The sequence below is a fragment of the Mammaliicoccus sp. P-M58 genome (genome assembly GCF_022386165.1).
GTDB lineage: Bacteria > Bacillota > Bacilli > Staphylococcales > Staphylococcaceae > Mammaliicoccus > Mammaliicoccus sciuri.
The window spans coordinates 64,890-82,750 of the sequence record NZ_JAJNJI010000004.1; the positions used below are offsets into that span (position 1 = coordinate 64,890).

Here is a 17,861-nt window from a genome sequence, read left to right on the forward strand (position 1 = left end):
AAGCGTTTTCACTCCTTTTCATTCTAACAGTTTTGTCATTATTATCCAATAGATAATTGTTTATTATTCTTTACGATTTAGTGAATCTTCTTTTGAAAATCCATTTGGATATCTATTTTTTAGTTTTTCAATATTTAATTGACCAATTTCATCTAAATCTACATCAAGAGCAGAAGCGCAACATGCGATATACCAAAGTACATCACCTAGTTCTTTCTTTAATGATTCTTTGTCTAATTCATGACCATGAAATACGTATTTCTTAACAACATCTGCAACTTCACCAGATTCTCCTGTTAACCCTAATGCACCATTAATCAAGCTTTTATCAGGATCTCTTTTAATATCAGACATTGTTCTTAATGCAAGGTTTTGATATTCATTTAAATCCATTGTATTACCCCTTTTTAATGTGATTTTTTAATAATTGAATAACAGATTGAGTACCATTATCTTCAAAACCTGCTTCACTTAGTGCATCATATACTTCTTTGGCTTTTAATAATCCAGGCATATATAAGTCTCTTTTTTCACTTTCTTCTATCGCAATTCTCATATCTTTAATGAAATGTTTAACATAAAATCCTGGTGCATAGTCTCCTTTAACCATTCTTGGCCCTAAATTGGATAATGACCAACTACCTGCTGCACCGTGTTCAATAGAACTGAACACTTTATCTATATTTAATCCCGCTTCTTCAGCATATATAATGGCTTCTGCTACACCTAACATACCTGCTGCGATTGCAATTTGATTAGCAAGTTTCGTATGTTGTCCATTGCCACTTTTACCTTGATAGACGACATTTTGTCCAATAACATTAAAAATATCTTCAACTTGATTAAATACTTCTTCATCTCCACCGACCATAATGGTTAATGTAGCATTTTTCGCACCGACATCACCACCAGATACGGGTGCATCTAAACTGTTAATATTTTTTGTTTTTGCTTCATTATAAATTCTCTCTGCAAGAGCAGGACTTGAAGTTGTCATATCTATAATAGTTGTGCCATCTTTAGCGTGGTTTATAATCCCACTTTCATCTAAATAAATAGATTCAACATCTTTAGGATAACCAACTATAGATATAATCACATCACTAGTCTTAGATAAATCTGCAATAGTGTCACACCAAGTCGCGCCGATTTCTACCAATTCATCTGCTTTAGATTTCGTTCTATTATAAACGTTTACTTCATAGCCTTTATTAATTAAGTGTGTTGCCATAGATTTACCCATAACACCTGTACCTACAAACCCAATTGTTTTTTTAGTCATTTGAATTCCTCCTGCATATTCTAATCATATAAACATTATACAGATTTATCAGAAAAATCTAAACAAACACACTTAGTCTTTTAGCTTAAATTAATCATTATAAAAAGGACATTTAACTTTTTTAATACTGTTATTAAAACGGCATAAAAAGTTTAAAAAAATTATAATAAATTTTGTTTGAGATTAATATTTAGTGGTATTGAATTATTGTTGATACATAAGTGTCAAACAAAAAAAGAAATGGGGTTTATATATGAAGAAATTTATAATCTTGTTACTATCTTCATTTTTATTCTTAGCAGCATGCGGTAACGATGATAGTGACGGCAGCAAAGATAATTCATCTGCAAATAAAGATTCTTCGAAATCTGATGATGCATCTAATTCAAAAGACAGTAAGTCTGATAAAGATTCAGATAAAAAATCTGATGATAGCTCAGACAGTAAATCAGACAGCAGCAAGGACTCCGATAGTAGTTCTGATGATGTCGCTTCAGGCGATTCTGCTAGTACAGATTCAGATAGTAATAACTCCGATGATAACGGGTCTAGTGACTCTAATTCAAATGGTACTAATGACTCAGATGATAGTAGTGGCACAGACGGTAATAGTGCTTCTAACTCTGACTCAAGCAATTCAAATGCTAATAGTGACGATAACACAAATAACAATAATTCAGCTAATTCTGATAGATCAAACAATGGTGCTAATAGCAACGCTGACCAAAACAGCAATGGCGCTTCAAATGCTGATAATTCAGCAGCTAATGACGCTAATAACGCAGCTAGCAATGATGCTAATAACGCAGCTAGCAATGATGCTAATAATGCTGCAAGTAATAGTCAGTCAAATTCAGCACTTGGTGCAGAACAAGCTCAACAAATTTACAATGAAACAGGGCAAAATCCTTACTTAAATTCTATCAATGCAGATTGGAGACAAAAATACGAAGGTGGATTAACAAATCCTGAAAAAGCTTCATTAACTGCATTAGAAAAAGGAACATATAATGGTCCTGAACAACCTGAACTATTCTATAATGCATTAGTTCAAATACAACAACAATATGCACAATAAATTAAAAAGCGTGGGATAGAAATCAAATGATTTCACATCCACACGCTTTTTTTAATTCAACATATATTGCTTAATTTGTTCAATAAAATAATCTTTCATTTCATTTATAATCCACTCATCCGGCATGCCATCTATTGTCGTCTTCCAATTCGTATGAATTTCTAATGAACGATGCGGACATTCAGTTTCACTAAACTCCAAATGTAATCTAACAGTATCACGATTAGGTGTTAAATTATAATCAATCATATCTGAAGCGATTGCTCTTAATGTTTCCTGCTCATTTAACAAAAATTCTTCATCCGTACTTGAGAGAGATTCTAATACTTCATAACCTAAATATTGTTCATTACCTATTGGATTAGCGGTATGCCATGCAATACGCTCAGTATCAATCGCTTGCCATTGTTTATTTCTATCGATGTAATAATGCGCGATACCTTGGACATATCTTTCTTCAGGTGCGTCTATTAATACTTCACGCCATTCATTAGCATTTAACTCACTTGCATCGTTATGGATCACAACACCTAGTAAAGGTTGCTTTCTTTTTTCCATTTCATAATGGATATAATCATTTTGTGAAGCGATAATAATCATCCCCTTTTCACAGTACTTTTATTTATTTTAACATATTAAATTATTTTATTTAAAATTGTTTATCAATCATCATACATGGTATTGTAATAAAAGGTACAATACAGGAGGTATTACGATTATGACACAACATTTTCATAGAGGGATTTTATTTTACCACGAAGCTGCTGGCCAAGGTAATATATACAAAGAACTCGGACAAGTTACAGAAAATTTAACCCAGCTTTGTGATGAATTAACAATAAAATTAAGTAAAGAAGAAGGACAAATTCGTTCTTATTGTAAAACATTATCTGCCATTACAAATGAGCATGCTTATGATGTTATTTTTATACTGGGCGGCGATGGAACATTAAACGAATTAATAAATGGTGTCGTAGAAAATAATCTCCAAATACCAATTGGCGTCTTACCTGGTGGAACATTTAATGATTTCACTAAGACTTTAAATTTATCTCAAAAACCAATGCAAGCTTCTCAAGACTTATTATCAAGTCAAATTAAGTCGTTTGATGTATTAGATGTCAATGGTACATATGCACTTAACTTTGCGGGTATCGGCTTAATGGTACAAAATGCTGAGAATGTAGAATCCAATCAAAAAGAATTACTAGGTAAATTCAGTTATATTTTTTCTACTATCAAAACGGTAGCTAACCCAGAAATTTATCAATATGAATTAACTGCTGATAACGAAACATATTCAGGAGAAACATCAATGATTTTGATTGCGAATGGTCAACATGTTGGTGGTAGCAGAATTCCTTTAGAAGATTTATCACCTAATGACGGGAAAATGAATATATTTATTTTCGACAAACAAAATTTCAGTATCATCAATGACTTCTTTAAAGTAAAAGATAGCATGAATTGGAATGAAATTAGTGACAGCATACAACACATATCATGTGAATCAGCAACGTTATCTACTAATCCATCAGCCAAATTAGATATAGATGGTGAAATTCTGTTCGAAACGCCTGTTGAAATAAAAATATTACGTGACCAAGTTAAATTGTTCTATGTAGATTTGAATAATGCATAAACAAACCGCTTCACTGAACATATACAGTGAAGCGGTTTTTACGAAAAATTATTTATAAATATATCTAAGGTTTAACAAAACTTAATAAAAGCATTTCACAACATGCTATGCTTGAATATTACCATGTTCATCAGATGGTCTAAACAATGCAAATATAGCACTGAAGAATGCGATAACATGTGGAATCCCTGTCCAACAGAATGCTAAGTGTAAGAGTCCAACAACTGGTTTTTGAGCATAAAATTTATGAACGCCAAAGTTTCCTAATAACACAGCTAATGCGATATAAATCCATTTATTTACGAGCATAATATCCCTCCTTCAACTATAAATATTATTATAGTCTCTCTATAGATATATTACCCAAATATAAACGAACAAAATCAGTAATAGTATGACAATTTTGTCACTTATCAATAAAAAAGCTGCCTCAAGTTTTAAACTTGATGACAGCTAAATGCATTAGTTACCTAAATAGTCATTAAAATCAGCAATAAATTGATCTTTGTTCTGTGCTGAAGGATATTGTAATCCACCTAAAATAATAGATTGGCTACTTATTGTAATAAAGTCATAATCAATGGAATGTCTCAAAAATATATTTTTTGCTTCTTCTTGATTGTATTTATTCTCTAAATTCTCAAATACGATAATCTTTTTATCAAAAAACATAACTGCCTCCAAAAAACTTAATATATAAATACTACAAAACTATATTAAGCGAATCTAGAGGGAATTGATGTAAATGCTTATTAATAATGTATTATTACATATATTTTATAGATTTACAGAACAAATTTAAATGTTTTTAAATGATTATGATTGATTATGAATTTTTGATAAACTCTTTCTCTAAATGATCTATCATGTTCTGGGCTTTTTTTAATCCTGGAGATTCGTTTTCTTCTTCCATTTGTTCGAGTTCCACTATATTAAATTGTACTTCTTTTTTTAAAGTGTCCCACATTTTTTGATATACACGTTCTTCCATTTTATTTAGCCTCCTTAAAATCTACTTTCTATATAATATTTACCCTTTTTAAAATTACACAATCATCATTAAACTTTAGATTGGTAAATCAATGTAAAATAGTAGATTCTAATAAATACTTTTGATTATATTTCACAGCAAGCTTGTATATAAATGTGATTAAACATTGGTATTGAATTTCATTTTCTTGATATTGAGATTTATACTTCAAATATTGGTTACGTTCTTCTTCAGTAGCAATTTTCTTAAAATAACCCCACATATGATCATAAGTGTTAATGATTGAACCTTTAGTTGGAACAATGTCTTTAGCACCATCAATTTTGCTTTGTAAATCGTCATATGTAATATCTCGCTTTAAAGATTCTCTTATATTTAAATATGACTTTTGACTATGCATCATGACATTATATTTTTCATGTCTCCATAATTTTTCAATATCTGACCTTTTACGCATGTTATCACCTATTTATATTACACCGAGGTGCAATTTTATCTTCTGTCCATTTCATAAATAATAATTTTTCATATTCTAAATAAGCTTGATCATTCATTAATTTCGTTTCACCAAAAACAAATATAGGTGGTAATTTTTCAGAAGAAAATGCGCCATCTTTAATACCTTTATCTATCATATCACCCATTTGAGAAATTTGATATTCAAAGTCTTTAGACCTTTTCCCACCTCTTCTTCTATGTTCTTTATCCATATCTAATAATAAGTGATAAGTGTCCTCTAAATACGGATAGCCATCATTAAAAACATGCTTTACAATAGGATGACTTAAATAACGTGTATTACCTTCAATATATTCTAGCTTCGCTAAACATACATTAATGATTTGATAAAGTTCTAATACTTGTTTAGAAAGACGGCGGTTATCTAAAAATTTTGCACTTATTTCATGATTTTCATCAACTCTAAAAATTTGCATTGCGTAATTCCTCTCTCATTATTTAACAATCATGATGATTCCGAAACAAATCAACAACATATAAATATATTTAATTAAAGCACGTTGATCAATTTTATTATTGATGATATGACCCAGCCATAGTGTTAGGATTAGAAGCGGTAAAATGGCCAATAACAAATACCAAAGTGAGATTGACCAAAATCCTGAAACACCGTGACTAAAGACAATAAAACAACCTGTAATAAAAAAGTGTACTTGTGAAATGTTTTTTAAATCCGTTACATGCCATTTTTTCAAAGTTCCATATATAATAATCGGTACACCGTGACTATTATATGCACTACCTAAAACACCTGAAACAATACCTGCAATATAGTCATAAAACTTTGGAATATTCAATTTAACTTGGTATATATTCTTATAATAATTAATAAGATTAATAGCACCGTACAATAATATAAATACCCCTAAAAATTTAATAATCACATCTTCATTCGCCCATTTAACAATTATGATTCCAATCGGTGTCCCAATAATAGAACCAATTAACAAACGTTTAATAATAGACCAATCAAGAGTTCCACGGCTTCTAATAAACACAGGAAAAGCCACTAATAACCCAACAATTGCCACCACAGAAATAGACAATTTAAAATCTAAATTTAATAAAGCGAGTAATGGCATCGTAACCAAAGCCTCACCAAACCCAAACACAATTCGTACCATAGCCCCCAGTAGAATTGAAAAAATAACGAGTGTCCAAATTGTAATATCCATAGATTCCCCTTTAATATGTTTATAAAATAAAAACACCTTCTAAACATTAGAAAGTGTCAAAGTCTCATTAATATTCAACTACTATTATACCTTTTTTAAGTACTAAAAAATATTAAAATGGTTTAAAAACAAGGGAATACTAGAATATTTCAACATCGTATTTAATAGTTCAATCTTTGTTATAATCAATTATGAAAAGTCATATAAGGAGGTTTGCAATTGTTTGATTCAATTGAATTAATAAAAAACTATTTTAATGATGAACCAATTGAAGACTACAAACTTGAAGAACTTAATATTAAATATGAAGCTTGTAGTTTTCAAATTCAAAATATTACTTATAGAAGTAGACGAGCTAAAAAGACAGCTAATAAAAAAGGTTATTTTGTCGTATTTTGGGTTAAAGATCAAAATGATCAAAACAGACCTTATACATATTCAGAAACACCGGATAAACTCATCATAGCTATATTAGATAACAATAAAAAAGGGCTATTTATTTTTCCTAAAGATATTCTACTTAAGCAGAAAATCATTAGTAATCATGAAATAAAGGGAAAAATGGCAATGAGAGTTTACCCACCTTGGGAAAATCCTTTAAATAAAACTGCTAGTCAAACTCAAAATTGGCAAAAAGAATTTTTCATAGATTTATCTAACATATCATTTATCACCTCTTAACTTGTATATACAAGTTTAACAAGATATAATATGTTCATATTCATATAAAGGGGAATTATGATATGCAGAATGATTTTGATTATATGCAAATGCTTAAAGGTGAACTATACATAGCGCACGATATTCATGAATCTAATGGTTCGAAAAAAGGAAAAATGCTAGCAGATAAAATTAATCATACACCTATTGAAAATAGTGATGAGATAATTAAGTTAGAAAAAGAACTTTTTGGTAAAACAGGTGAAAATATATATTTACATCCACCACTCTATGTTGATTACGGTAGACATATCAATATTGGTGAGAATTTTTATGCAAATATGGATTGTATATTTTTAGATGTGAATCATATCAATATCGGCGATAATGTTATGTTTGGTCCAAGAGTGAGTTTATATACAGCAGGTCATCCAATTGATCCAACAATACGAAATGAACAATTAGAATTTGGTCATGAAATTAATATTGGAAATAATGTATGGATTGGTGGAAATGCAGTCGTATTACCAGGCGTTTCGGTAGGAGAAAACTCTGTAATCGCATCAGGATCAGTCGTAACAAAAGACGTGCCACCCAATACAGTCGTAGGTGGAAATCCAGCAAAAGTCATTAAGCATATCACAAGCTCTGATTATGACAAATGGCATCAAATGAAATTAGAATATTATGAGAAAAAACGACAATCAGTAGAAAATTCATAGTCTTTAAAAGATCACCTCTATGTAGGTGGTCTTTTTGTTTTAATAAAATCCTAATATTCTTCCTACAACACCTACTATAATTAGAGTTGTGGCAATATACCATTTTATTTGAGTATGTTTCATCTCTTCCTTATTTGCCTTTTCTTTTTCATCAAATAAAGATATAAGATCAACTTTCAAATCTTTTATATCTGTTTTTAACTCTGTTCTTAAGTTATTCATATCGCCCTTAATCTCTGATTTTAAATTATTTATATCGCCCTTAATCTCTGACCTTAAATTATTTATATCGCCCTTAATCTCTGACCTTAAATTATTTATATCTGTTTTTAATTCTAATTTTGTTGTAGTTAATTCTTTCTTTACTTCCTTGATATTATCTTCGAGTGTATTAAAGCGTGAGTCCATATGATTTCTATGTTCTTCAAATTCAGGTCTTGTTACAAAGTCCATTTTTATCACCTCTTAGTTGTTAATATTATTTAAGTGTGGTGTGAGATAACTAACGATATCTCAGTCTATTTTATTCTCTATATTTTATATTATTATAAAATATATTTATTTTTAAATCAAGTTTTACTACGCCTATTTGCAGGTATATCATCTTAGTAATTTACACTTGTGTCTACTTCTGTAACTACGGGCTTCCTTAGTTACAATTCGAACGACTTTTGTTACTATAGGCACCCTTAGTTACATTTCGAGCGACTTTTGTTACTATAGGTGCCCTTAATTACAATTCCTACGACTTTTGTCATTAACTCCTCCACCATATTTTATCTTCTCAATCACCACCACACACTCGCCCATAAATCCAAACACATAAAACCCTCAAAGCTTATGCTTTGAGGGTTAATAGCAATTAGTATTGCTTCATATATTGATCTCTTTCCCATTCTGATACTTGTGTACGGTAATAATCCCACTCTAATGATTTAGATTGTATAAATTGGCGATAGATATGATTACCTAATGCTTTTTTGACAACTGTATTTTCTCTCATTGCTTTAACAGCTGTGTAAAGTGTTGATGGTAAGTCTTGTACACCTACCGCTTCACGTTCTTCTCTATCCATTTCATAGATATTTTGATCAACTGATTCTGGTGGTGTTAATTTATTTTTAATACCATCTAATCCAGCTTCAAGGATAGTAGCTAATGCTAAGTAAGGGTTAGCTGCTGGGTCTACTGAACGAATTTCAACACGAGTTGATAATCCGCGAGATACAGGTATTCTTACTAATGGTGAACGGTTTTGACCACTCCATGCAATATAACATGGTGCTTCGTAACCAGGCACTAAACGTTTGTATGAATTTACTAATGGGTTACATACTGCTGTGAATCCACGTGCATTTTTCAAGATACCAGCAATAAAGTGATAGGCATCATCCGTTAATTGCATTTCTCCATTTGGGTCGAAGAACGCATTTTCTTTACCTTTGAATAATGAAACGTTAAAGTGCATTCCACTTCCGTTTACACCAAATAATGGTTTTGGCATGAATGTCGCATGCAAGTTATGTTTACGTGCAATTGTTTTTACAACTAGTTTGAATGTTTGAATGTTATCACATGCTGTTATAGCATCAGCATATTTAAAGTCGATTTCATGTTGACCAGGTGCTACTTCATGGTGACTTGCTTCAATGTCAAAGCCCATATCTTCTAATTCTAGAACGATATCACGACGACAGTTTTCACCTAAATCTGTAGGAGCTAAGTCGAAGTATCCACCATTATCATTTAATTCTAATGTTGGTTCTCCTTTTTCATCTAATTTGAATAAGAAGAATTCTGGTTCAGGTCCTAAGTTGAAATCTGTAAATCCTAACTCTTCCATCTCTTTTAATACACGTTTTAAGTTTGTACGTGGATCACCAGGGAATGGTTTGCCATCCGGATTGTAAATATCACAAATTAATCGTGCTACTTTACCTTTTCCTGCTGTCCAAGGGAAAATCACCCAAGTATCTAAGTCAGGACATAAATACATATCCGACTCTTCAATTCGCACGAATCCTTCAATTGAAGAACCGTCAAACATCATTTCATTGTTTAATACTTTTTCTAATTGTGCAATTGGTACTTCAACGTTTTTAATTGTACCTAAAATGTCAGTAAATTGTAATCTCAAATAACGTACGTTCTCTTCGTCAGCAAAACGAAAAATATCTTCTTTTGTAAAAGTTTGTTTAGCCATGTGATTATCCTCCAGTTTTTAATTAAAAAATCTTGATAAATCTCCACGGTTAAGTGGTCCCTCTGTTTTAGAAGTTCCTCTAATTACCCGCTCTCTCATCTTCAGTTCTTCATCAGAAAGGTCATTTTCTTCTTCTAAAAGAATTTGTTTAATCCCTTTCATATTAAATCCCTTTTCGATAAGATTTTTAATTTCCAGTAATCGTTCAAGGTCATTTAAAGAAAATAACCGTTGATTACCTTCAGTCCTTTTGGGCGAAACGAGCTCATTGCTTTCATAGTATCTGATTTGTCTAGCTGTTAGCTCTGTTAACTTGATTACGACACCAATCGGGAACACGGCCATGTTTCTTCTGATTATGTCTCTTGACAGCACGACCGCCTCCTTTAGTAAGAACTTGTTATAAATTTAGCACATAAATTTTCAGAAAACAAATGAATGTCAGGAAACCTTACATCTTTAATAATTCAACAAGATTTTGCTTGATTAAATGCTGTACAGCACGCGTTATCGCAATTTTAACATGCTCATAAGTTAAGCCACCTTGAATGTATGCTTCATATGGTGGTCTTATTGGACCATCTGCTGTTAACTCTATTGAAGATCCTTGAATAAATGTACCTGCAGCCATGATGACATCATCTTCATAACCTGGCATATAGCTAGGCATCGGACTAAAATGCGCATTAATTGGTGAAGCATGTTGTATGGACTGACAAAATGCAATCATTTGTTCTTTTGTCTCAAAAGTAACAGATTGAATAATATCAGTACGTTTATCTTGATAATGTGGTGTCGTTGTCATATTTAATTTTTCTAACAAGCGAGAAGTAAATAAAGCACCTTTCAAACTTTGACTGACAACATGCGGTGCTAAGAAGAATCCTTGGTACATTTCTGGCAAACTCCCTAAAGATGCACCCGCTTCTTTACCAATTCCTGGTGCCGTTAATCTGTATGCACAACGTTCTATCAGGTTAGCTTTTCCTGATATATAACCGCCAATTTTAGCTAAACCACCTCCTGGATTTTTAATTAAAGAACCTGCTATTAAATCTGCACCTATTTCAATTGGTTCTTTATCTTCAACAAATTCTCCGTAACAATTATCCACAAATATAATTTTATCTGGATATACTTCTTTAATCGCTTTGATTGCTTGTTCAATTTGTTCAATTGTTAATGAAGGTCGTGAACTATAACCTTTTGATCTTTGTATCGCAATAACTTTAGTATTTTCATTAATATTTTCTAACACTGAATGAATATCTATTTTATTTTGTTTCAATGGTACTTCTCGATAAGCGATACCTTGTTCAATAAAACTTCCAATACCATTACCATTTATACCGATTACTTCTAATAACGTATCATAAGGTGTTCCTGTAATATATAATAATTCTTCCCCATATTTCAGTTGACTGTTAAGCGCTAATGTTATAGCATGCGTTCCTGAAATAATTTGTGGTCTTACTAAACTGTCTTCAGCTTTAAATACTTTACTATAAACATCTTCTAAATGATCTCGACCTATATCATCGTATCCATAACCTGTTGTACCGATTAAGTCTGATTCAGTGATTTTCACTTCGTGAAATGCATCAAGTACATGTTCTTGAGCGATTAAAGCATTTTGTTCGATTTGATCAAAGTATGGTCTTAATTCTTTTTCTACATCAATAATTAATTCTTTTAATTTCTGTTCCATTCATTTACCTCTTATTTCTGTTTATAACCTTTTATGTGATATGTTTCTGTTTCTTCATCAAAACTCATTTTTTCAACTAAAGTATGTGTTTTTTGCCAATATAATTTGTCAGCATCACTTGATGATATATCCATTTCATAATAATCCATTGTCTCTTTAATCATATCGACTAATTTTTCTTTAAATATAGCTTTATCATTAGAATTTTTTGCTGAAACAAATATAGATTGTCCTGATATTGCCAAATGATTAGAAGGTGCTAAATCTTTTTTATTAAAAACGACTAACATCGGAATATGGCCCATATCTAATTGACTGACTAAAGTCATAACCGTTTCATACTGTTCCATATAGTGTGGATGACTTGCATCTACAACATGAACGAGTAGTTGCGCATATTTCGCTTCTTCTAAAGTCGATTTAAATGCTGCAATCAATGTTGTAGGCAACTTCTGAATAAACCCAACTGTATCAGAAAGTATAACGTTAAACCCGTTATTTATCGTAATTGCACGAGATTTAGGATCTAAAGTCGCAAATAACAAATCTTGTTCAAATGTTTCATCATTTGATAACTGATTGAACCATGAAGATTTACCGGCATTTGTATAGCCAATTAATGCAACTTGGTAAGCTTGATTATGTTGACGTCGTTCTCTATATCGTGATCGATGAGAAACAATTGTCTCTAATTGATGTTTTATTTCATTCATTCTAGTACGAATATGTCTTCTATCTGTTTCTAATTTCGTTTCACCTGGACCTCTCGTACCAATACCGCCACCTAAACGAGATAAGCTTTTGCCGTGTCCAGATAATCTCGGCAATAAATAATCTAACTGTGCTAATTCAACTTGCAATTGACCTTCTCTACTTGAAGCTCTTTGAGCAAAAATCTCTAAAATCAATTGCGTGCGGTCTATAATTTTTGTATTAAATAATTCATCTAAATGTTTTGATTGCGCAGTTGTCAATTCATCATTTGCGATAACTGCATTCACTTTAATATCATTCAATTCGATATATTCAATGACTTCTTCTATTTTACCTTTACCAAAATAATATTGTTGATCAGGTCGTTCTCTTTTTTGAGTAAAGACTTCCATTACTTCTAGTTGACTTGTGACAGCAAGAGATTCCAATTCTTGAACTGTTGATTTGAATGTTGCTTCATCATCTTTTTTATCATGAATTGCTAACAGGATTACTTTTTCTATTTCATGTTTTGTCGACTTCATATCGTTTTTCATTTTATCACGCTCACTTTAAATATATTTTAACATATAAACATGCATGCAAATTGATATGACTTTAATAAATTTTTGATTATAATAGAATTAAGAAAAGGAGTGATGGCAATGTCAATTTATGACTTCGTTGTTGCAAAAACGAACGGTGAAGAATATTCATTATCTGAATATAAAGGAAAAACAATTTTAATAGTTAATACAGCAAGTGAATGTGGATTCACACCTCAATTTGAAGGTTTAGAAGCTTTATACCAAGATTATAAAGATAAAGATTTCGTGGTATTAGGATTTCCATGTAATCAATTTGGCAATCAAGAACCTGGTGACTCTTATGAAGCATACCAAAATTGTAAATTAAATTATGGTGTAACTTTCCCAATGCATGAAAAAATAAAAGTTAAAGGTTCTGAACAACATCCTTTATATGAATATCTTACTTCTGCTAAAAAAGGTATTTTAAATGGATCAATTAAATGGAACTTTACTAAGTTCTTAGTGAATAAAGACGGAGAAGTTGTGAATCGATTTTCTCCACAAAAAAGTCCTGAACAATTAAGAAGTTCAATAGAAGCAGTATTATAGTGAGATTCACATAAATAAACGGCTAAGACATAATAATGTCCTAGCCGCTTATTATTTCAAATACAATTATTGTTCGCTATCTTGATTTACATCATCTTGAGCGTCTACGAAAGTTGAGATAGCATGTTTGTAGATTAGATGTTCTTTCCCGAGAATATCTAATAATACAACTTTGTCGTCAAAGTCGACAATTTTCCCTTTCATTTGAAATCCATTTAATAAGAATACTGTAAGTTCAGTTCCTTCTGACTTGAATTTCTTAAGTAAAACTTCTTGAATATTTTCTTTCTCTGCCATATGACTTTCCCCTTCACTTGGATAATTGGATTACGTTGTCTGCGATTTCTGTTAAAGACTGTTTATCCCGTTGAAACCAAGTCACATTCATTTTATTTTTAAACCAAGTCATTTGACGTTTGGCATATCTTCTTGAATTTTGCTTGATTTGTTCTGTAGAGATTTCTATGTCTATTTCTCCTTTTACTACTGGTACCAATTCTTTATATCCAATTGCTTGCATACTTTGAGAATTTTGATATCCTTTCTCAACAAGATTAGACACTTCTCTTAATAATCCTCGCTCCAACATCATGTCAACGCGCATATTAATTCTTTGATATAATGTTTCGCGCGACATTTCTATCCCAATTAATATTGTACTATATTTTCCAGTAAATGTCTGGCTTTTCTTTCTTTCACTTAAAGTTTTTTTCGTATTTAAGTAATATTCAATTGCTCGTTCCACTCTTTTTCTGTTGTTTGGATGCACTGATGACGCGGTTTTTGGGTCAATTCCATGTAAATAATTGTGCAATTCAATATTTGATAATTTAGATAATTTATTTAATTTATTTTTTGTAATTTCCATTTTTTCAGAACTGATTTTCTCTTCTTCAAGGTTATAATCATATAAAACCGACTGTACATATAAACCTGTACCACCGACAAGTATTGGCAATTTTCCTCTATCATGAATATCTTTAACAATTCTTTCGAAGTCTTGTTTAAATTGATATACTGAATAAGGTTCATCTGGTTCATAAACATCTATTAAATGATGAACAACGCCCTCTTTTTCTTCTTCAGTTACTTTTGCTGTACCAATATCTAAACCTCTATAAATTTGAAAGGCATCACCATTAATAACTTCACCGTTTAAAGCTTTGGCTAATTTAATGCTTAATTCTGTTTTACCTACTGCAGTAGGGCCTACTATTGCAATTAATGGTTTTTCATTCATTTGATATTTCCTCTTTTTCTAATTGTTTAATTTGTACCATCAACCAATTATATATATGTTCATACACTGCATAACGGTTCGTCTCAAATAATACTTCATGACGTTTATTCTTATATAATTGTACAGTGACATGTTTAACGCCTGAACGTTTATAAATAGAAGCTAACTGTTTAATACCATTACCAAATCCACCAAAGTGATCTTCTTTACCTGATACCAGTAAAATCGGCATATTTAAATTTTGTTGTTTAATATAACTGATTTTCTTAGTTTGAACAGCTGCCTTTATTGTTTCAAGTAGTACTCTATGTGAAATTGGAAATCCTGAATACTTATCTTTTTCATATTGCTCACGATTTTCATCACTTTGACTTAACCATTTATGATCTTTATTTAAATCTTTATGTTGTCTATTCATTGTCTTAAAAGCAATATTATTAATAAACTTTGATTTTGTGCGACTTCCTAAAAATAAATTCACAAACTTTAATGCATATAAATTTAAATTACCTTGAATTTTAGGATAAACAACCGTCCCAGATAGTATCAAAGCATCTACATCATTAGGATAGTCATGAACATATTGCCTCGCTACTAGCGAACCCATAGAATGTCCGAGTAATATAAATGGCAATTCTGGATTCAGTTCGTTTTTAAACGTATCCCTTACTTCTTTAACGTCGTCGACTAAATCTTGTAATGCATTAAAATGACCTCTTGAAGAAGCTTCTATGTTCATACCATGACCTCTGTGGTTATGACGTAAAACATGATAACCTCTTTTACATAAATATTCTGCTACTGCATCATATCTATCTTTATGTTCAGCCACACCATGCAGTATATGTATAATTCCAAACGGTTTTTCATCCGTTTTATCGATTGTAACTTCTAAAGTTTGTTCTGTAGATAATGTAATTCTATGATTAAATCGTCTCAAAGACATGCGCCTCCCTTATAAGACATTATAGCAAAATCTATAGCGCTTAAAAATATATTCACAAATCAATCATACAATATATAAAAAAACCTACCGACAAAAAATTGTCAGTAGGTATAAATAAATGATTTATAAATTATTTAACAATAGCTGGTTGATCATTTGGATTAACCGCTTCTTTAATAGCTTGTTCTAATTCATCTTTATAAACACGTTTAGTATCATTATCATAATTTAATACTTGAGCCATTACTTCAACAATTGCATCTTTATGATCTAATACATATTGAATATCAAAGTATAAACGTCCAGAACGACGTACTAAGAAGTCAGTTGGTTTATGAACCATTTCTTTTTGAATACTGTAAATAACTTCAGCATATACTTCGATTGGAAGATTAACATCTGCAATTTGTGTAGCATGTGCAATAGCAAATACTTCATCTACGTTAGATCCGTATTTTCTAGCTAAATAACGTGCTGCATCTTCTGATAAGTTGTAGTTTTTAGCTTCTTTAACTTTGCTTTCAACGAATGATTCGTAATTTTTACTACCACCAACGTTACCACCGGAAATATAAGTTTCTTTTGTGCGACAAGGTTTGAATGATAATTTATATTCTTCTTTAAGTCGTTTACTTAATAAATCAACAATATCTTGAGCCATATGACGGTAACCTGTTAATTTACCACCAGCGATTGTAAGTAAGCCTGAATCGCCTTCCCAAATCTCATCTTTACGAGAAATTTCTGATGGATCTTTACCTTTTTCAAAGATTAATGGTCTAACACCAGCCCATGTTGATTCGATATCTTTATCTTCAACTTTAACAGTTGGGAACATATAGTGAATAGCATCTAATAAATATTGACGATCTTCTTCTGTAACTTTTGGAGAAGATTTATCATTATCATAAATTGTATCAGTAGTACCAACGTATGCTTTTCCATCTCTAGGAATCGCGAAGATCATTCTACCATCGTTTTCTGTATCAAAGTATACAGCTTGACCTAATGGGAATACGCTTTGGTCAATAACAATATGAACACCTTTAGTTAATCTAAGTTGTTTATTGTTTGTTGAATAGTCTTTACCACGTACTTCATCAACCCATGGACCTGCCGCGTTGATAACTCTTTTACCTTTAATTTCGAAAATTTCATTTTGTAATAAATCAGTTACTTCTATACCTGATACTTTTTTCTTTTTGTTGTATAAGAATTTATTTGATTTAGCATAGTTAATGATATCTGCACCAAATTCACGTGCGCGTTTCATAACTTCAATTGTTAAACGAGCATCATCTGTACGGTACTCAACATAGTAACCACCAGCTTTTAAACCGTCTTGTTTTACTAGTGGTTCTTTCTTAATTGTTTCTTCTCTGTTTAACATTGTACGACGTTCAGTTTTTTTAACACCTGCTAAGAAATCATAAACTTTCAAACCGATTGATGTTGTAAATGGACCCATGCTACCGCCTTTGTGTAAAGGTAATAACATCCATTCCGGTGTTGTTACGTGAGGACCATTTTCATAAACGATTGCTCTTTCTTTACCAGTTTCAGCAACTACGCCAACTTGGAATTGTTTTAAGTAACGTAATCCACCATGAACTAATTTCGTACTTCTAGAACTTGTACCTTGTGCAAAGTCTTGCATTTCAACTAATGCTACTTTCATACCACGTTGCGCTGCATCTAAAGCGATACCTGCACCAGTGATTCCTCCACCGATAACAACTACGTCATATTCAGTATTTTTAAGTTGATCTTTAACTTGATTACGATTTAATGCTGATAATTGTTGCATAACCATTTCCTCCTATAAAATGTAAAAAATGAGAGACCTATCCCTACAAAAAATGT

22 protein-coding genes and 2 pseudogenes are annotated in these 17,861 nt (G+C 31.4%); 6 read left to right on the plus strand and 18 right to left on the minus strand.

All coding sequences use genetic code 11. The features are described 5' to 3' along the window. Positions 1-63: 63 nt before the first annotated feature. Positions 64-393: a nucleoside triphosphate pyrophosphohydrolase family protein gene (locus LQ694_RS05515; RefSeq protein WP_096791387.1), complete on the minus strand. Its 330-nt coding sequence runs from the start codon at positions 391-393 to the stop codon at positions 64-66. A gap of 4 nt (positions 394-397) precedes the next feature. After that, positions 398-1,282 (minus strand): NAD(P)-dependent oxidoreductase, encoded by an 885-nt coding sequence (locus tag LQ694_RS05520; RefSeq protein WP_196968231.1) that lies wholly within the window; start codon positions 1,280-1,282, stop codon positions 398-400. Between the two features lie 253 nt (positions 1,283-1,535). Here LQ694_RS05520 and LQ694_RS05525 point away from each other — a divergent pair, with 253 nt between their 5' ends. Then, positions 1,536-2,360, plus strand: coding sequence for a hypothetical protein (locus tag LQ694_RS05525; protein WP_218696592.1), 825 nt, complete (start codon positions 1,536-1,538; stop codon positions 2,358-2,360). Positions 2,361-2,411: 51 nt separating this feature from the next. Here the strand turns inward: LQ694_RS05525 and LQ694_RS05530 are convergent, their stop codons facing one another. Next, the gene (locus tag LQ694_RS05530) at positions 2,412-2,960 is read right to left on the minus strand and encodes an N-acetylmuramoyl-L-alanine amidase (protein WP_218927047.1); all 549 of its coding nucleotides are present in this window, start codon (positions 2,958-2,960) and stop codon (positions 2,412-2,414) included. A 118-nt stretch (positions 2,961-3,078) separates the two neighbouring features. On the opposite strand from LQ694_RS05530, the gene LQ694_RS05535 reads away from it, so the two are divergent. Both LQ694_RS05535 and LQ694_RS15630 read left to right on the plus strand, forming a co-directional pair. After that, complete coding sequence (locus tag LQ694_RS05535; protein WP_196968229.1) at positions 3,079-4,002, plus strand: diacylglycerol/lipid kinase family protein; 924 nt, start codon at positions 3,079-3,081, stop codon at positions 4,000-4,002. Positions 4,003-4,104: 102 nt separating this feature from the next. Next, positions 4,105-4,209 (plus strand): PriCT-2 domain-containing protein, encoded by a 105-nt coding sequence (locus tag LQ694_RS15630; protein WP_366518344.1) that lies wholly within the window; start codon positions 4,105-4,107, stop codon positions 4,207-4,209. On the opposite strand, the pseudogene LQ694_RS05540 reads toward LQ694_RS15630, so the two are convergent. The 6 genes and pseudogenes from LQ694_RS05540 to LQ694_RS05565 form a co-directional block, all read right to left on the minus strand. Further along, a pseudogene (locus tag LQ694_RS05540) lies at positions 4,168-4,311 on the minus strand (TM2 domain-containing protein); the annotation flags it as partial. The gene LQ694_RS15630 and the pseudogene LQ694_RS05540 sit on opposite strands and share 42 nt — an antisense overlap. A 153-nt stretch (positions 4,312-4,464) precedes the next feature. After that, positions 4,465-4,674, minus strand: a complete 210-nt coding sequence (locus LQ694_RS05545) for a hypothetical protein (RefSeq protein ID WP_048542719.1) — start codon at positions 4,672-4,674, stop codon at positions 4,465-4,467. Positions 4,675-4,828: 154 nt separating this feature from the next. Further along, a complete protein-coding gene (locus tag LQ694_RS05550) occupies positions 4,829-4,993 on the minus strand; it encodes a hypothetical protein (protein WP_164960624.1) in 165 nt (54 codons plus the stop codon). 88 nt (positions 4,994-5,081) lie between these two features. Further along, complete coding sequence (locus LQ694_RS05555; RefSeq protein WP_096791383.1) at positions 5,082-5,450, minus strand: YbgA family protein; 369 nt, start codon at positions 5,448-5,450, stop codon at positions 5,082-5,084. A 4-nt stretch (positions 5,451-5,454) separates the two neighbouring features. Then, positions 5,455-5,928, minus strand: coding sequence for a pyrimidine dimer DNA glycosylase/endonuclease V (locus tag LQ694_RS05560; protein WP_218696593.1), 474 nt, complete (start codon positions 5,926-5,928; stop codon positions 5,455-5,457). Positions 5,929-5,946: 18 nt separating this feature from the next. Continuing rightward, positions 5,947-6,687: a sulfite exporter TauE/SafE family protein gene (locus tag LQ694_RS05565; protein WP_096791381.1), complete on the minus strand. Its 741-nt coding sequence runs from the start codon at positions 6,685-6,687 to the stop codon at positions 5,947-5,949. Between the two features lie 219 nt (positions 6,688-6,906). Here LQ694_RS05565 and LQ694_RS05570 point away from each other — a divergent pair, with 219 nt between their 5' ends. Continuing rightward, positions 6,907-7,368 carry a MepB family protein gene (locus LQ694_RS05570; protein WP_049318986.1) on the plus strand — a complete coding sequence of 154 codons (462 nt, stop codon included), beginning with the start codon at positions 6,907-6,909 and terminating at the stop codon, positions 7,366-7,368. Between the two features lie 62 nt (positions 7,369-7,430). Next, on the plus strand, positions 7,431-8,069 hold the full coding sequence (locus LQ694_RS05575) for a sugar O-acetyltransferase (protein ID WP_196968228.1): 639 nt from the start codon (positions 7,431-7,433) through the stop codon (positions 8,067-8,069). Between the two features lie 39 nt (positions 8,070-8,108). Here the strand turns inward: LQ694_RS05575 and LQ694_RS05580 are convergent, their stop codons facing one another. From LQ694_RS05580 to hflX, 5 genes and pseudogenes are all read right to left on the minus strand, one after another. After that, positions 8,109-8,522: a CCDC90 family protein gene (locus tag LQ694_RS05580; RefSeq protein WP_196968227.1), complete on the minus strand. Its 414-nt coding sequence runs from the start codon at positions 8,520-8,522 to the stop codon at positions 8,109-8,111. A 409-nt stretch (positions 8,523-8,931) separates the two neighbouring features. Then, on the minus strand, positions 8,932-10,272 hold the full coding sequence (gene glnA / locus LQ694_RS05585) for a type I glutamate--ammonia ligase (RefSeq protein WP_048542707.1): 1,341 nt from the start codon (positions 10,270-10,272) through the stop codon (positions 8,932-8,934). Between the two features lie 137 nt (positions 10,273-10,409). Further along, positions 10,410-10,647: pseudogene (locus LQ694_RS05590) on the minus strand (MerR family transcriptional regulator); the annotation flags it as partial. 76 nt (positions 10,648-10,723) lie between these two features. Next, positions 10,724-11,980, minus strand: coding sequence for a methionine gamma-lyase family protein (locus LQ694_RS05595; RefSeq protein WP_096791377.1), 1,257 nt, complete (start codon positions 11,978-11,980; stop codon positions 10,724-10,726). An 11-nt stretch (positions 11,981-11,991) separates the two neighbouring features. Then, the gene (hflX, locus tag LQ694_RS05600; protein WP_196968226.1) at positions 11,992-13,230 is read right to left on the minus strand and encodes a GTPase HflX; all 1,239 of its coding nucleotides are present in this window, start codon (positions 13,228-13,230) and stop codon (positions 11,992-11,994) included. Positions 13,231-13,338: 108 nt separating this feature from the next. On the opposite strand from hflX, the gene LQ694_RS05605 reads away from it, so the two are divergent. After that, entirely contained in the window at positions 13,339-13,812 is a 474-nt protein-coding gene (locus tag LQ694_RS05605) for a glutathione peroxidase (RefSeq protein ID WP_231493044.1), read from the plus strand. Between the two features lie 66 nt (positions 13,813-13,878). Here LQ694_RS05605 and hfq read toward each other — a convergent pair whose 3' ends face one another. The 4 genes from hfq to LQ694_RS05625 all read right to left on the minus strand — a co-directional run bounded on the left by hfq (position 13,879) and on the right by LQ694_RS05625 (position 17,805). After that, positions 13,879-14,109 carry an RNA chaperone Hfq gene (gene hfq, locus LQ694_RS05610; protein WP_048542700.1) on the minus strand — a complete coding sequence of 77 codons (231 nt, stop codon included), beginning with the start codon at positions 14,107-14,109 and terminating at the stop codon, positions 13,879-13,881. 13 nt (positions 14,110-14,122) lie between these two features. Continuing rightward, positions 14,123-15,052, minus strand: a complete 930-nt coding sequence (gene miaA / locus LQ694_RS05615; protein ID WP_096791375.1) for a tRNA (adenosine(37)-N6)-dimethylallyltransferase MiaA — start codon at positions 15,050-15,052, stop codon at positions 14,123-14,125. Continuing rightward, complete coding sequence (locus LQ694_RS05620; RefSeq protein ID WP_239771847.1) at positions 15,045-15,992, minus strand: alpha/beta hydrolase; 948 nt, start codon at positions 15,990-15,992, stop codon at positions 15,045-15,047. The genes miaA and LQ694_RS05620 overlap by 8 nt, the downstream gene beginning before the upstream one ends. A 136-nt stretch (positions 15,993-16,128) precedes the next feature. Further along, positions 16,129-17,805 (minus strand): glycerol-3-phosphate dehydrogenase/oxidase, encoded by a 1,677-nt coding sequence (locus LQ694_RS05625; RefSeq protein WP_058612251.1) that lies wholly within the window; start codon positions 17,803-17,805, stop codon positions 16,129-16,131. Positions 17,806-17,861 lie beyond the last annotated feature (56 nt).

Bases quoted from the DNA above. Each gene is read 5' to 3' on its own strand.
- LQ694_RS05515 (WP_096791387.1), bottom strand. From the start codon at position 393: ATGGATTTAAATGAATATCAAAACCTTGCATTAAGAACAATGTCTGAT.
- LQ694_RS05520 (WP_196968231.1), bottom strand. From the start codon at position 1,282: ATGACTAAAAAAACAATTGGGTTTGTAGGTACAGGTGTTATGGGTAAA.
- LQ694_RS05525 (WP_218696592.1), top strand. From the start codon at position 1,536: ATGAAGAAATTTATAATCTTGTTACTATCTTCATTTTTATTCTTAGCA.
- LQ694_RS05530 (WP_218927047.1), bottom strand. From the start codon at position 2,960: ATGATTATTATCGCTTCACAAAATGATTATATCCATTATGAAATGGAA.
- LQ694_RS05535 (WP_196968229.1), top strand. From the start codon at position 3,079: ATGACACAACATTTTCATAGAGGGATTTTATTTTACCACGAAGCTGCT.
- LQ694_RS15630 (WP_366518344.1), top strand. From the start codon at position 4,105: ATGCTATGCTTGAATATTACCATGTTCATCAGATGGTCTAAACAATGC.
- LQ694_RS05545 (WP_048542719.1), bottom strand. From the start codon at position 4,674: ATGTTTTTTGATAAAAAGATTATCGTATTTGAGAATTTAGAGAATAAA.
- LQ694_RS05550 (WP_164960624.1), bottom strand. From the start codon at position 4,993: ATGGAAGAACGTGTATATCAAAAAATGTGGGACACTTTAAAAAAAGAA.
- LQ694_RS05555 (WP_096791383.1), bottom strand. From the start codon at position 5,450: ATGCGTAAAAGGTCAGATATTGAAAAATTATGGAGACATGAAAAATAT.
- LQ694_RS05560 (WP_218696593.1), bottom strand. From the start codon at position 5,928: ATGCAAATTTTTAGAGTTGATGAAAATCATGAAATAAGTGCAAAATTT.
- LQ694_RS05565 (WP_096791381.1), bottom strand. From the start codon at position 6,687: ATGGATATTACAATTTGGACACTCGTTATTTTTTCAATTCTACTGGGG.
- LQ694_RS05575 (WP_196968228.1), top strand. From the start codon at position 7,431: ATGCAGAATGATTTTGATTATATGCAAATGCTTAAAGGTGAACTATAC.
- LQ694_RS05580 (WP_196968227.1), bottom strand. From the start codon at position 8,522: ATGGACTTTGTAACAAGACCTGAATTTGAAGAACATAGAAATCATATG.
- glnA (WP_048542707.1), bottom strand. From the start codon at position 10,272: ATGGCTAAACAAACTTTTACAAAAGAAGATATTTTTCGTTTTGCTGAC.
- LQ694_RS05595 (WP_096791377.1), bottom strand. From the start codon at position 11,980: ATGGAACAGAAATTAAAAGAATTAATTATTGATGTAGAAAAAGAATTA.
- hflX (WP_196968226.1), bottom strand. From the start codon at position 13,230: ATGAAAAACGATATGAAGTCGACAAAACATGAAATAGAAAAAGTAATC.
- LQ694_RS05605 (WP_231493044.1), top strand. From the start codon at position 13,339: ATGTCAATTTATGACTTCGTTGTTGCAAAAACGAACGGTGAAGAATAT.
- hfq (WP_048542700.1), bottom strand. From the start codon at position 14,109: ATGGCAGAGAAAGAAAATATTCAAGAAGTTTTACTTAAGAAATTCAAG.
- miaA (WP_096791375.1), bottom strand. From the start codon at position 15,052: ATGAATGAAAAACCATTAATTGCAATAGTAGGCCCTACTGCAGTAGGT.
- LQ694_RS05625 (WP_058612251.1), bottom strand. From the start codon at position 17,805: ATGCAACAATTATCAGCATTAAATCGTAATCAAGTTAAAGATCAACTT.